General features: G+C 67.5%; 8 protein-coding genes. 4 read left to right on the top strand and 4 right to left on the bottom strand.

Going from position 1 to position 13,687, the window contains the following annotated elements:
* The first annotated feature begins 222 nt into the window (after positions 1-222).
* Complete coding sequence (locus tag VFU06_04465) at positions 223-3,258, top strand: BamA/TamA family outer membrane protein (GenBank protein ID HEU5208644.1); 3,036 nt, start codon at positions 223-225, stop codon at positions 3,256-3,258.
* A 273-nt stretch (positions 3,259-3,531) separates the two neighbouring features.
* Here the strand turns inward: VFU06_04465 and VFU06_04470 are convergent, their stop codons facing one another.
* Together VFU06_04470 and rpsU are read right to left on the bottom strand one after the other, a co-directional pair.
* The gene (locus VFU06_04470) at positions 3,532-4,530 is read right to left on the bottom strand and encodes an MBL fold metallo-hydrolase (protein HEU5208645.1); all 999 of its coding nucleotides are present in this window, start codon (positions 4,528-4,530) and stop codon (positions 3,532-3,534) included.
* A 52-nt stretch (positions 4,531-4,582) separates the two neighbouring features.
* The gene (gene rpsU / locus VFU06_04475; GenBank protein ID HEU5208646.1) at positions 4,583-4,777 is read right to left on the bottom strand and encodes a 30S ribosomal protein S21; all 195 of its coding nucleotides are present in this window, start codon (positions 4,775-4,777) and stop codon (positions 4,583-4,585) included.
* Between the two features lie 569 nt (positions 4,778-5,346).
* Here rpsU and mpl point away from each other — a divergent pair.
* Both mpl and VFU06_04485 read left to right on the top strand, forming a co-directional pair.
* Positions 5,347-6,783: a UDP-N-acetylmuramate:L-alanyl-gamma-D-glutamyl-meso-diaminopimelate ligase gene (gene mpl, locus VFU06_04480; protein ID HEU5208647.1), complete on the top strand. Its 1,437-nt coding sequence runs from the start codon at positions 5,347-5,349 to the stop codon at positions 6,781-6,783.
* Positions 6,776-8,938 carry a S9 family peptidase gene (locus VFU06_04485; GenBank protein ID HEU5208648.1) on the top strand — a complete coding sequence of 721 codons (2,163 nt, stop codon included), beginning with the start codon at positions 6,776-6,778 and terminating at the stop codon, positions 8,936-8,938. Before mpl ends, VFU06_04485 begins: the two co-directional genes overlap by 8 nt.
* Positions 8,939-9,216: 278 nt before the next feature.
* On the opposite strand, the gene VFU06_04490 is transcribed toward VFU06_04485, so the two are convergent.
* Together VFU06_04490 and VFU06_04495 are read right to left on the bottom strand one after the other, a co-directional pair.
* Positions 9,217-10,533 (bottom strand): phospholipase D-like domain-containing protein, encoded by a 1,317-nt coding sequence (locus VFU06_04490; GenBank protein HEU5208649.1) that lies wholly within the window; start codon positions 10,531-10,533, stop codon positions 9,217-9,219.
* On the bottom strand, positions 10,530-11,588 hold the full coding sequence (locus VFU06_04495; protein ID HEU5208650.1) for an endonuclease/exonuclease/phosphatase family protein: 1,059 nt from the start codon (positions 11,586-11,588) through the stop codon (positions 10,530-10,532). The genes VFU06_04490 and VFU06_04495 overlap by 4 nt, the downstream gene beginning before the upstream one ends.
* A 299-nt stretch (positions 11,589-11,887) precedes the next feature.
* Here VFU06_04495 and VFU06_04500 point away from each other — a divergent pair, with 299 nt between their 5' ends.
* Positions 11,888-13,651 (top strand): sodium:alanine symporter family protein, encoded by a 1,764-nt coding sequence (locus VFU06_04500; GenBank protein ID HEU5208651.1) that lies wholly within the window; start codon positions 11,888-11,890, stop codon positions 13,649-13,651.
* Positions 13,652-13,687: the final 36 nt, after the last annotated feature.

Below are 13,687 nucleotides of genomic sequence, written 5' to 3' on the forward strand. Positions count from 1 at the left end.
ACTTCGTCGCACTTATGACCACGCACGCGACGATGATTCGCGTGAATCCCCGTATCGCAGTACTCTGGGGCCAGCTACAGGAGCTGGAACGTACGAACGTTCGACCCGGTATAAGCCTTGCACTTCCGCGTCTTCCAGATCTGGCGTTCATTCACATCGATGCAGGGGGTCAGGATGTCTCGCCTGTCCGCTGTAGGATCGCTACGCGCGCTCCTGTTCTCGATGCTGGCGGTCCTCGCGGCACAGCCTGCACAGGGACAGTACTTCGGCCGGCAGAAGGTGCAGTATGAGGATTTCGACTGGCAGGTCCTGAAGTCCGACCACTTCAGCATCTACCACTACCCCGGCACCGAGATCATCACGAACGACGCGGCGCGGATGGCGGAGCGGTGGTATACGCGGCTGTCCTACGCGTTCCAGCACGAGTTCGACGAGAAGCCCCTCATCTTCTACGCGGACCATCCGGATTTCCAGCAGACCAACGTGATCTCCAGTGCGCTGACCGAAGGCACGGGGGGTGTCACGGAGGGGCTGAAGAACCGGGTGATCATGCCGTGGACCGGCGTCTACGAGGACAACGATCACGTCCTCGGCCACGAGCTGGTGCACGTGTTCCAGTACGACGTCGCACAGACGGGTCCGACCGGGCTGCAGGGGCTGAACACGCTGCCGCTGTTCCTGATCGAAGGGATGGCGGAGTACCTGTCGCTCGGGCGCGTGGACGCGAACACCGCGATGTGGCTGCGCGACGCAGCCCTTCGTGGCGAGCTGCCGACCATCCAGCAGCTCGGACGGGACCCGCGATTCTTCCCGTACCGCTATGGCCAGGCGCTGTGGGCGTACATCGCCGGGCGCTGGGGCGACCGCGCGGTGACGGAGCTGTTCCGCTTCGCGACGCGTGCCGGGTGGGAGACCGCGCTGGAGCGCGTGCTCGGCGTCACCTCGGAGCAGATCTCGGAGCAGTGGATCGAGTCGATCCGCACGGCCTATCTCCCGGCCATCCAGGGGCGGCAGCGGCCGGAGGATGCGGGCACGCCGCTGCTGGTGAGCGACGAGCTGGGCGCGATGCACCTGGCGCCGGCAGTGAGCCCGGACGGGCGTTTCGTCGCATACTTCGGTCGTCGTGACCTTTTCACCGTCGATCTCTACCTCGCCGACGCGGTTACCGGCCGCGTGATCCGCGAGCTGGCGAGCCCGCAGAACAGCCCGCATTACGACGCGCTCAGCTTCATCCAGTCGTCGGGCGCCTGGTCGCCGGACAGCCGGATGTTCGCATACGTGACCTTTGAAGAGGGCGACAACCGGATCGAGATCGTCGACGTCGAGCGAGGCAACGTGGTGCGCAAGCTCGAGCCGGCCGGCGTGGGCGCCGTGTCGAGCCCGACCTGGTCGCCCGACGGCCGGACGCTCGCGTTTTCCGGCATGCGCAACGGCCTGGGCGACCTGTTCCTGATGCACATCGAGTCGGGCGACGTGAGGCAGCTGACGGAGGACCGCTACTCGAACCTGCACCCGGACTTCTCGCCCGACGGCAGCAAGATCGTCTACTCCACGGACGAGGGACCGGACACGAATTTCGAGACGCTGGTCTTCGGGCAGCAGCGGCTGGCGATGATCGACGTGCAGACGGGGCAGCGTGAGCTGATCGACGCGTTCCCCGGGGTAAAGCACATCAACCCGCAGTACTCGCCCGACGGGCGCAGCCTCTACTTCATCGGCAACCCCGAGGGCTTCAGCGACATCTTCAGGCTGGACCTGCAGAGCGGCGAGATCTTCCAGATCACGCGTGTCGCGACGGGCGTGAGCGGCGTGACGGACATGTCGCCTGCGCTGAGCGTCGCGGACCGCACGGGCCGCATGCTGTTCTCCGTGTTCATCAATGCGGGCCAGCACATCTACGGGCTGGAGCCCGCGCGCACGACGGGCACGCTGGTCCGATCGGATATCGCCGATCCGACCTCGGTCGCGGCCGTGCTGCCGCCCGTGCAGGCAGTCGGCAGCGGGCTCGTTTACGAGTACCTGGCGGAGCCGGAGCGCGGACTGCCGCCGGCGAACGTCGCTTTCGAAGTCCAGGAGTACAGCCCGAGCATCTCGCTCGACTACATCGGCGCGCCGTCACTGGGCGTCGGGGTGAGCAGCTTCGGCACGGGCGTGGTCGGTGGCGTGTCCGCGTTCTTCTCGGACATGCTGGGCGATCACCAGCTCGGCGTCGCGGTCCAGGCACAGGGCGAGCTCAAGGACATCGGCGGCATCGCCCAGTACATCAATGCCAAGAACCGGTGGAACTGGGGTGCCGTCGTCGGACACATCCCGTACCTGACGGGGTTCTGGGCGCAGGCCGCCGGTCCCCAGCCGGGCACGACCGAGCTGCAGCAGTACCGCCAGCGCATCTACGTGGACCAGGCGGGGCTGCTCACGCACTACCCGTTCTCCATGACCCGTCGCTTCGAGATGTCGGCCGGGTACACGCGCTACGGCTTCGACACCGAGGTGTGGCGCGTCGTCTTCGACAACGCGACCGGCAGGCAGCTCACGGATGTCATCCGCGAGGATGTCGAGTCGCGTGACCCGCTGCATTTCTTCGAAGTGTCGGCGGCCTTCGTGGGCGACAATTCGTACTTCGGCTTCACGTCGCCGATCTCGGGTGAGCGCTTCCGCCTCTCCGCCTCACCGACATTCGGCTCGCTCGACTACACCACGGTCGTCGCCGACTACCGGCGCTACTTCTTCATGCGACCGGTGTCACTCGCGATGCGCGGCATGCACCTCGGCCGCTACGGCGCCGGCGCGGAGGGGATCGCCGATGACAACACGCGTGTGCTGAACGACATCTATGTCGGCTACGAGACCCTGGTGCGCGGCTACGCGTCGGACTCCTTCGAAGTGACCGAGTGCCACCCGACCGAGACCGACGCCTGCCCGGAGTACGGCCGCCTCTTCGGCTCGCGGATCGCCGTCGCGAACTTCGAGCTGCGCATCCCGCTGCTCGGCACGAACGACTTCGGGCTGATCAACTTCCCCTACGCCCCGCTCGAGCTGTCGCCCTTCTTCGACGCGGGCGTCGCCTGGTCGAGCGGCGAGGAGCCGACGTTCGAGTTCTCTCGCCGCACGCCCGAGCGCGTGCCCGTCTTCTCGACCGGCATCTCGGCGCGCGTGAACCTGCTCGGCTTCATGGTGCTGGAGACCTACTACGCGTATCCGTTCCAGCGGCCGGACGAAGGATGGCACTGGGGCTTCGTGATTTCGCCGGGATGGTAGTTGAGCGCGGAGTGACATGATGAACGGGCCGTCCGATATCGGGCGGCCCGTTTTCCATTTCATGGCTCGCACGTGCGCGGGAGACATGCGCGTGCGCGCTTACTTTGCCCGGATGCGGCGGCTGCATCAGCGAGGGCGCACGGTCGGAGCGCAGGCGCCCGCGCCCGGGCAGGTGCGAGCCGTGCCTGTGCTTCTGCGCGGCGTCAGCGTCTGTCAGACGACGTCCACGGCGTGAGATCGCTGCCGTTCGGCCGCTGCTTCCTGCTTCCTGCCCTACTTCCTCAGGATCTTTGTTTCGCCGTGCCTCGGGATCCACAGGTCGTGCTCGGGCAGGCCGGCGTTCTGCCATGCGGCCCGGGTGCGCTGCGGGGGGTCGAGCGGGGGTTCGTCGGACAGGCGGAAGGTGCCCCAGTGCATGGCGGCGAAGAGGCCGCGGGCGCCGAGCTGCTGGTAGGCCTCGACGGCCTCCTCCGGTGACATGTGCGCCGGCTGCATGAACCAGCGAGGCTCGTAGGCGCCGATGGGAAGCAGCACGGCGTCGAAGGGAGAGTGCTCGCGGCCGATGTGGTCGTAGAACGGGGCGAGCGCGCTGTCACCGCCGTAGTAGACGTTGACGCCGTCGGCACGCAGGGCGAAGGAGGCCCAGAGGCGCGGGCTGGCCGCCGGCCCGCGGCGCGTCCAGTGGCGGGCGGGCAGCGCGGTCACCTCCAGCTCGCCCGCCTTTGTACGCACGCGCGTGCCCTCCCACCAGTCGAGGTCGGTCGCGCTCCTGATGCCCTGCCGACGCAGCCAGTCCGCATGGCCCAGGGGCGCGATCCACTGCAGCCCTTCACCGAACCGCCGGTGGAGGCGGCGCACGGTCGGCCGGTCCAGGTGGTCGAAGTGGTCGTGCGACAGGAGCACCGCATCGATGGGCGGCAGCTCGTCGAATGCGACGCCCGGCGGCCGGATCCGGGCGGGCCCGGCCCACTGCACGGGCGAGACACGCCGGCTCCAGACGGGGTCGGTCAGCAGGTTGGCGCCGGGAAGCTGGATCAGGTACGTCGAATGGCCGACCCACGTGAGGCGGACTTCGCCCGCGACCCTGTCGACGAGCTGGGGCCGTGCGGGCTGCAGCTCATCCGGACGCGGATCAGGAGCGACGCCCTCGCGCAGCCGGGCAAGGCGCCAGCGGAGAAAATGGGAAAACGAGCGACGATCCGCCGGTGTGAACCACGGATCGAGGAACACGCCGCCGGGCCCGCGCACGGAGCGCGGCCGCTCACTGCTCATTGTCGGGGGAGGCTGGTCAGAGCGCGCGACCGGCGGCCGCGCGCTCCCGGAACTACCGGCCGCGGCGCTTGGCGCGCGCGGTACGACGACGCGCGTCCGCCGCCTTCCGCTTCTTCGCCTCGCTGGGCTTCTCGTAGAAGCGCTTCTTCTTCATGTCCTTGAAGAGCCCCGAGCGCAGCATCTTGCGACGGAACTGCTTCAGCGCCCACTCGATGCGATCGCCTTCGCCGATCTGGATCTCGATCATAACACTCCCGGTAGTCCTTGCGACATCCAAGCCATTTAAGGTAAGCAGGGACCCATCGGGTGTCCAGCCATTGGGGAGGCGGGAGTGTCCGATGCCCGGGCGACGCCCGGTTCCCGGGCTGGCGGAGTTCTGCCGCGTTGCGCCGGGTCCTCTTTTCGGGTCCCCAGTCTCGCACACGCACACGCACGTGCACACGGGTGTTGCAGGGCTGCTGTCCCCGCGCGGCGTCGGCAGCGGTTGGGTCAGATTCGTCCCTGCCTTGCGGTCGATGGCGGCTCTGCGTGTTTGGGAGCGGGAACGGGGGCACCGGGCACGGGCACGGGCGGGCACGCGATTCGGGTCACGACGCCGCGCAGAAGCCGCAGCCCCGCCACACCCATGTGCGCGTGCGTGTGCGTGTGCGAGACTCGCGACCCCGAAAGCGCCCACCGGCAGAGTTCCGTGGTAGCACGCGATTCTCGCGTGCCCTCGCAGAGCTCGTGGCAGCCGGCGAGAAGCCCGCGACTTTACTCCCCGCCCCCCGTTTCCCACATTCCGGTGTTCCTCCCCCCTCTCAAGGAAATCCGCGGTTGCAGCGCAGGCACTACCACCTGATCGGCATCGCCGGCACGGCGATGGGCTCGCTGGCGGGGCTGCTGAAGTCGGCCGGGCATCACGTCACCGGCTCCGACGAAAACGTCTACCCGCCGATGTCGACGCAGCTGCAGTCGCTGGGCATTCCGTACGCGGAAGGCTTCGGCCCGCAGAATCTCGATCCGCGGCCGGACGTGGTCGTCGTCGGAAACGCGATCTCGCGCGGCAATCCCGAGCTGGAGTACGTCCTCGACGAGGGGCTGTACTACACGGCGGCGGCGGTCGTGATCAAGGAGGAGTTCCTGCGTGGCCGGCATGTGCTGGCGGTCGCGGGCACGCACGGCAAGACCACCACCACGTCCATCCTGGCCTGGCTGCTCGAGGTCGCGGGGTTCAACCCGTCGTTCCTGATCGGCGGTGTGGCCGAGAACTTCGGCAGCTCGTTCCGCCTGACCGACTCCGACTACTTCGTGATCGAGGCCGACGAGTACGACACCGCGTACTTCGACAAGGGTCCGAAGATGTGGCACTACCTGCCGCGCACGGCCATCGTCGGCAACATCGAGTTCGATCACGCGGACATCTACCGCGACGAGGAGGCGTACCGCTTCGCGTTCTCGCGCTTCATCAACCAGATCCCGCGCAGTGGCACGCTGGTGGCCGGCTGGGAGTCGCCGATCGTGCGTGAGCTCGCGGCGAATTCGTTCGCGCCGGTTGCATCGTTCGGGTTGACCGAAGCCGCCCTGACCTGGGCCGCGCGCGACATCCGCTACGACGAGGACATGACGCGCTTCGTCGTGCTGCACGAAGGCCGTGAGTGGGGCACAGTCGAGACACCGCTCGCCGGTGCGTACAACGTGCGCAACTGTCTCGCGGCGATCGGCGCCGCCCATGCGGTGGGTGCCGAGCCGGCGAAGGTGCAGGAAGCGCTGCGCACGTTCCGCTCGGTGCGACGTCGCATGGAGCTGCGCGGCGTGGTGCGCGGCGTCACCGTGATCGACGACTTCGCGCATCATCCGACTGCGGTGGACGGGACCCTGCGCGCTGCGCGGCAGCGCTACGACGGGCGTCGCATCGTCGCGGTGTTCGAGCCGCGCAGCTATACGGCACAGCGTCGCGAATTCCAGGAACCGTACACGCGCGCGCTCGAGCTGGCGGACGAGATCGTTCTTGCCGGACTGTTCCATCCGGAACGCTACACGAAACAGACGGCGCTCGACCCGCACGAGGTCGTCGCGTCGCTGCAGTCGAGCGGCCGCGTGGCCGCCTACATCCCTGAGGTCGACAGGATCGTCGCGCACCTCGCGGACAGCGCGAGCGACGGTGACGTGATCGTCATCATGTCGAACGGCGGCTTCGGCGGGATCCATGACAAGCTCCTCGCCGCCCTGGAAAATCATCGCACCACCACCCCGGGAGAGCACGATGCGTAGCAAGACCTTCGTCGTACTGGCGCTGCTGCTGGTTGCGACGCCGCTCAGCGCGCAGAAGCGGGCGTTCACGCCAGCCGACTGGTATCGGCTGACCACGCTGAGTGATCCGGCGCTGTCGCCGGACGGCTCGCAGATCGCGTTCACCGTGACGACGGTGAAGGAGAAGGAGAACAAGCGGCACTCGGAGATCTGGGTGGTGCCGGCGCGCGGTGGCGAGCCGGTCCGCTTCACGGCGCCCGGCGTGGAGAGCTCGAGCCCGTGGTGGTCGCCGGATGGTTCGCTGCTGCTGTTCACGTCGCGGCGGCCCGGCGGCGACGGCGACGGCAACACGTGGGCGCTGCGGATGGACCGACCGGGCGGCGAGGCGTTCCAGGCAGATGGCTACCGCCGTGGCTCGATGCCGAGGAGCGGCGCGTTCGTGGTCTTTGCCGAGGAGCCGGACGGCGACGAGGAGTCCGACTCGACGGAGGCGGAAGGCCCGTTCGCGAAGATGAAGCCGATGGCGCGGCCGCCGCACGACGCGATCACGCAACCACTGAACTCGGCGCGCTTCGACGGCATGCACATCGTCGATCTGCCGTACAAGCGAAATGGCCCGGGCTTCACGCCGAACCGCGACGAGCCGCGCGAGTGGCAGGCCGCGCAGATCTACCGCCAGGCGCTCGGCGACACGGCCAGGGTGCAGCTCACGCGCGCAGCCTATTCGCATCGCAATGTTGCCGTCTCGCCCGACGGCCGCTGGATCGCGTTCACCGCGGACGCCTCACTGCGGCCGGACTCCGTCGTCGAGGCCGAACGCGACTCGCTCGCGCGCCTGCCGTACGACCCGGTCCGCGACGAGCAGCCGCGCAATGACGTGGACATCTACGTGATGCCGATCGACGGCGGCGAGCCGCGCAAGGTGGCGGAGCACATGGGCAACGAAGCACAGCTCACGTGGTCGCCGGACAGCCGCCGCATCGCGTTCATGGCGAGCGAGACACGCACCGCGCCGCGCCGCATCTACATCGTGGACCGCCAGGGCGGCACCCCGCGCAACGTGCTGACCGACTGGCAGTACGAGCCGTCCGGGATGGAGTGGCGCTCCGGTGATGAGTTGCTGTTCACGGCAGCGATCGGCGGACGCACGGCGCTGCACCGGCTCGATACGGACGATGGCCGGATCACGGAGCTGCTCGGCGGACGCCGTCGCATCAACGACGTGAGCTACGACCGCGACATGGAGCGCGTCGCCTACGTCGCGACGTCGGTCACCGCGCCCACGGAGCTGTACGTCGCCGACGTCGACGGCGACAACGAGCGTCGCCTGACGGCATTCAATGAGGCGCTCAACGCGGAGATCGCGTGGCCGGAGGCGGAGCGTTTCACGTACGAGTCGGTCGGAGGCCGCGAGATCGAGGCGTGGCTGATGAAGCCGTACGGCTACCAGGAGGGGCAGAAGTATCCGCTCGTCCTCTACATCCACGGTGGCCCGCACTCCGCGTACGGCGAGAACTGGTTCGACGAGTTCCACAACATCGCGGGCGCCGGGATGTTCGTGCTGTACACGAACCCGCGCGGCTCCTCGGGCTACGGCGCCGACTTCACGTACACGACACGCGCGCGCTGGGGCATGGAGGACTACGAGGACATCATGAAGGCGGTCGATATCGTCGCGCAGCGGCCGGACGTCGACTCGACGCGCATGGGCGTGACGGGCGGCAGCTACGGCGGCTTCATGACCGCGTGGATCACGACGAAGACAGACCGGTTCAAGGCAGCGCAGACCGACCGCATGATCTCCAACTGGTGGTCATGGTACGGCACCAGCGACGCGCAGGGGCTGACGGAGTTCGAGTTCCATGGCAAGCCGTGGGACAACCCCGAGCTCTACGACGAGCTTTCCCCCATCCGCTACGCGCGCAACGTGAGCACGCCGACGCTGATCGTGCAGTCCGAGGAAGACCACCGCACGCCGATGACGGACGCGGAGCAGTGGTTCGTCGCGCTGAAGAAGCACGGTGTGCCGGTCGAGTTCGTCCGTTACCCACGTTCGACGCATGACCTGTCGCGCACCGGCGAGCCATGGCTGCTCGTGGACCGGCTCGGCCGGCTGAGACAGTGGTTCTCGCACTGGCTGGAGGTTGATCCGGCGGTGACGGCGGATCAGCAGTAGTCGCTCCCGAAGAGCCCGGGCCGTTTTCCCAGGCTCTTCGATTTTTCAACCTGTTTGTCGACCACAGAGCGCACCGAGAACACTGAGACTGCACAGAGTCTTTCTTGCAAGGGTCTGCGGCCACCGCACGCTCGAGGCCCGGCGTCGAGCGTTCGGCCACGAGAATCCAACAAGAACTAATAAGGAACTGTAATGACGACCCCGCAGCGTGAGGCCGGGTGATGAATCCTCCGTGCCGTCCTCAGTGCCTTCTGTGCGCTCCGTGGTAGAAAATTGAATCAGTACTGCTCGGCAAACACAGCCGACAGCCGCTCGACCACCCTGCTCCGCCATGGCCGCGTTCTCCACGTCTCGAGATCGAACTCCACAGCACGCTCGAGGTCCTCGAGGAACTGCTCCTCGAGAGACTGCGCGAAGCTCGCGTCCTGGATCGCCACGATGTTTTCGTTGTTCAGCTCCTTGGAGCGGATGTCCATGTTGGCGGAGCCGACGATGCTCCAGATGCCGTCGGCGACGAGCAGCTTGGAATGGACCATCGTCGGCTGGTACTCGTAGATGCGGACGCCGGCCTCGAGGAGCGGCTCGTAGTAGTAGTGGCTGGTGCGGCGGATCGGGGCGGCGTCGGTGTGCTCGTTCGGCATGAGCAGCCGGACGTCGACGCCGTCACGGGCGCGCTGCGCCAGGATGTGCCGGGTGTTGCGGTCCGGCGTAAAGTACGGGGTGGTGATGTAGAGGCGCTCGCGCGCGCTCAGGAACGTGAGCAGAAAGAACAGGCGGAGCGGGTACTCGTCGGAGGATGGTGAGCTGACTACGCCTGTGTGCCAGTCGATGCGATGAGCCGCCGATCCAGGATCCTCGTAGGAGTCGTGGTCGGGGTAGTGATCGGTGCTGGTCAGGATCTCGCCGCAGGTGTAGGCCCAGAGCTCCGTGAACGCGGGCTGCAGTGTTCCGGCCGCGCAGCCGGTCAGACGCACCATGTCATCGCGCCACTCGTCCTCGTTGCGCGCGTCACCGACCCACTTGTCGCCGAATGCGGCGCCGCCGGTGTAGCCGATCCGCCCATCGATCACGATCGCGCGACGGTGGTTCCGGCGGTGCACACGCGTGAGCTTGCCGAACACCGGCGGCCGGTATCGCTCGACCTTGCCACCCGCCTGTCGCAGTCGCTCGACCCCGTCATCCGGAATCCGCAGCCCACCGATCGCGTCGACGAGCACGCGCACCTCGACGCCATCGGCAGCGCGTCGCGCGAGGACGTCGAGCACCTTCTCAGAGATGTCGCCCGGTTCCCAGATGTAAGCGGACACGTTGATTGTGCGCTCCGCGCGCTCGAAGTCCTCGAGCATCCGCGGGAAATAGCTGTCACCGTTGCTGAGCAGCTCAGCGGTCCCGCCGTGGCGGATCGGGGCATTCACGATCCCGGCAATGCCCCGCATGAAGTCGGCACTGCCGAGCGGCGGTCCGGCATGCGACCAGATCCGGTCGGGGCGGCGCCCGAGTTTGAAGAACAGCGTGATGATGGCGGTCCCGATCGCCAGCACGCCGATGGCGGCGAGGACGTTCATCCACCAGGGTCCGGCGAGGATGTCGCTCATTCGAACGTACCGTCGATGTGCGGGTCTACCGCGTCGACGAAGTCGACGCGCGCGAACAGCGGGTGATGGTCGGAGCCGAAGACACGCGCCGAGCGATCGCCGGGCACCTCATCGATCCGCTCGACGCAGACGTCGCGAATCCGGTTGGCCGGCGAACGATAGAGTACGTAGTCGAGCGGCAGGCGCACGCGTGCGTGATAGGTGTGGCGCCACGTCCCGACCCGCCGGGCCAGGTGCAGCCCGCCATCGAGCAGCGCCCGCACGACCGGATCGCGCATGCCGAGCGGCGCATTGAGGTCGGCGCCGAGCACGACACTGGCCGCGTGCTCCGGATCGATGAGACGGTGCGCGAGCTCGGCGGCCTGGACCAGGCGACCGGCACCGTAGCGGATCTGCCAGCCGCCCGGCGGCGAACCGCCCGTGTCGAGATGCGCGCTGGCGAGCACGAGCTCCGGCAGCCCCGCGATGTGCGTGGTCAGCGCGACGCGCCGCTGCCGCACGTACGGCAGCAGAAACGCGTGCGTGCCTTCCAGTGCGACACTGGAAAGAATCGCATTGCCCCGATCGCTGCGATGCACGCCGTTTCGCATGGAGGGCGCGTAGCGGAGGCTGAAGCCCATCAGCTCGGCAACCTCCAGGACGTCGGTACGACCCGGCACGATCCGGCCGCCGTGTCGCGTATCGTGCGGCCGCTCCGGCACATCGGCCCCACCGCGATAGGCCTCCTGCAGCAGCAGCACCAGCGGGCGGTCGCTGCGCAGGCCGAACTCGTCGTACGCACCGTCCTGTATGCGGCGTAGCAGCTCGCCGATGTCGGCGCGGCCGATCGCGACGTTCCAGCAGACGATGTCGAGCCCCGTGACCGGGTGGGCCAGGCGCGGCGCCAGGTCCAGTGCGACGGCAGACCCGACGTTGCGCCGCCATGCGGCCAGTTCGGGGTGCAGGTGAGGCTCGTGAACCGGCTCGAGCGCGGGGTAGCCCGGCGCACGTGCGAGCAGGGGGCGAGCAGGCGGGCGCCGGGACGTCGCATCACCGTCGTTGTTCGTCGCGGTCATCGCTCGTCACAGAGGCAAGAGAAGCGCCAGAGAGCGCGTCCGCCGAGGCGGGAAAGACGACCGGTCCTGCCGGTCACCGTTGTGGATCCTCACGGAAACCTTGCGAGCATCCCGCCGAGGGCTCAACTTGCCGCCTTCCCAAATGGAAATGCCCTGATCGGGCACCCCAGACGTGCAATACGACAGGATCGGGCGGGTCCCGGCGCCGTGGCGCGTTCTCACCGCGGATGCCTCCGGCGGTGCCGTGTCGAAATCCAGCCCCGGCGAGGCTGCCGGGTGAAATCCTCACGAGGTGACGAATGAATTTCATCGAGAGCCTGGAATCCGGCGCGAACTGGGTGCAGGGTGTTCTGGATCCGATCGCCAGCTTCGGCCCCAGCTTCAACGGCGAGGCGGTGCCGCTCTTCGCGATCCTGCTGATCGGCACCGGCATCTTCCTGACGCTGCGGCTCGGCTTCGTCCAGATCCGGCGCCTGGGTCACGGCTTCGGGGTGACGAGCGGCAAGTACGACGACCCCAACGAGCCCGGCGACGTCTCGCACTTCCAGGCGCTCTCGACGGCTCTCTCGGCCACGGTCGGAATCGGCAACATCGCGGGTGTGGCGATCGCGATCCATTACGGTGGACCCGGCGCGCTGTTCTGGATGTGGCTGACGGCGTTCCTCGGCATGGCGACCAAGTACTCCGAGGTCACGCTCGCGCAGCATTACCGGCACGTGCAGGGCCCGGACTACGACGCCAAGAAGTGGGAGGGCACCGTCTCGGGCGGCCCGATGTACTACATCGAGCGCGGCCTCGGTCCGAAGTTCAAGTGGATGGCGGTGCTGTTCGCCGTGCTGCTCGGTCTGACTGCGTTCCTCACCGGCAACGCGATCCAGGCGAACACCCTCGCCGACACCGTGCAGACGCAGTGGAACGTTTCGCCGGCCGTCACGGGCATCATCAGCGCGGCCATCGTGGGTGCGGTGATTCTCGGCGGCATCACGCGGATCGGTGCGGTCACGGGCGTACTGGCCCCACTGATGGCGGCGATCTATGTGGGTGGCGCCCTGATCGTCATCCTGATGAACCTCGGCGACGTCATTCCGACGTTCGGGCTCATCTTCCGCGAGGCGTTCAACCCGACCGCGGGCGTGGCGGGCACCGGGATGGGTGCGATCCTGGTGACGATGATCTGGGGTGTGCGACGCGGCCTCTTCTCCAACGAGGCCGGCCAGGGCTCCGCTCCGATCGCGCATGCGGCTGCAAAGACGGACGAGCCGGTCTCCGAGGGCGTCGTCGCGCTGCTCGAGCCGTTCATCGATACGCTCGTCATCTGCACGATGACCGGACTGGTCATCATCATGACGAACGTCTGGGACGACAAGCACCCGACGGAGCTTGCGATCTCGGGAGGCGATGTCACGTGGGTCGCCGACCTGCCCGACGGCAGCATCGCCCGCTCCGCGCCGATGCCCGACGAGTACCGCATCGAGAACGGTCTGCCGGTCATCACCAACCCCGGCGACTCGCGCTTCGGCTGGCACGACGTGCGTGTCGACGAGTTCTTCACCGACGTGAACCAGACGCAGCCGTTCACCGGCGTCATCTATCCGGCGCGCGGCGTCGCGGTCGGCGCGGACGGCACCGAGTACCAGGCCCTCTACGGCGACGCGGTCGAGACGGGTGCGCCGCTCACGATGCTCGGCTTCCAGGTCGGACTGCCCGGCACCTTCGGCCAGTACATCGTCGTGCTCGGCGTGCTGCTCTTCGCGATCTCGACTGCGATCTCCTGGAGCTACTACGGCGACCGCTGCGCCCACTACCTGTTCGGCGCAAAGGCGGTCATGCCGTACCGCATCGTGTTCGTGCTCATGCACTTCGTGGGTGCGGTCGCATCACTCGACGCGATCTGGGCGCTCGGCGACACGTTCCTGGCGATCGTGGTGTTCCCGAACCTGATCGCGCTGCTGCTGCTGAGCGGCAAGGTTGCAGAGCTGACGAAGAGCTACTTCGACCGCCGGCCGTGGGAGGAAAACGCACGGGTGCATGCGGAACTGAAGAAGTCGACTGTCGGCAAGTAGGTTCTTCGGGCTTCTCTTTTGTACCACGGAGAGCAC

It is taken from the genome of Longimicrobiales bacterium (assembly GCA_035764935.1).
GTDB lineage: Bacteria > Gemmatimonadota > Gemmatimonadetes > Longimicrobiales > RSA9 > DASTYK01.

Coding starts and splice junctions, on each gene's coding strand:
- VFU06_04465 (HEU5208644.1), top strand. CDS start 223: ATGCTGGCGGTCCTCGCGGCACAGCCTGCACAGGGACAGTACTTCGGC.
- VFU06_04470 (HEU5208645.1), bottom strand. CDS start 4,530: ATGAGCAGTGAGCGGCCGCGCTCCGTGCGCGGGCCCGGCGGCGTGTTC.
- rpsU (HEU5208646.1), bottom strand. CDS start 4,777: ATGATCGAGATCCAGATCGGCGAAGGCGATCGCATCGAGTGGGCGCTG.
- VFU06_04485 (HEU5208648.1), top strand. CDS start 6,776: ATGCGTAGCAAGACCTTCGTCGTACTGGCGCTGCTGCTGGTTGCGACG.
- VFU06_04490 (HEU5208649.1), bottom strand. CDS start 10,533: ATGAGCGACATCCTCGCCGGACCCTGGTGGATGAACGTCCTCGCCGCC.
- VFU06_04495 (HEU5208650.1), bottom strand. CDS start 11,588: ATGACCGCGACGAACAACGACGGTGATGCGACGTCCCGGCGCCCGCCT.
- VFU06_04500 (HEU5208651.1), top strand. CDS start 11,888: ATGAATTTCATCGAGAGCCTGGAATCCGGCGCGAACTGGGTGCAGGGT.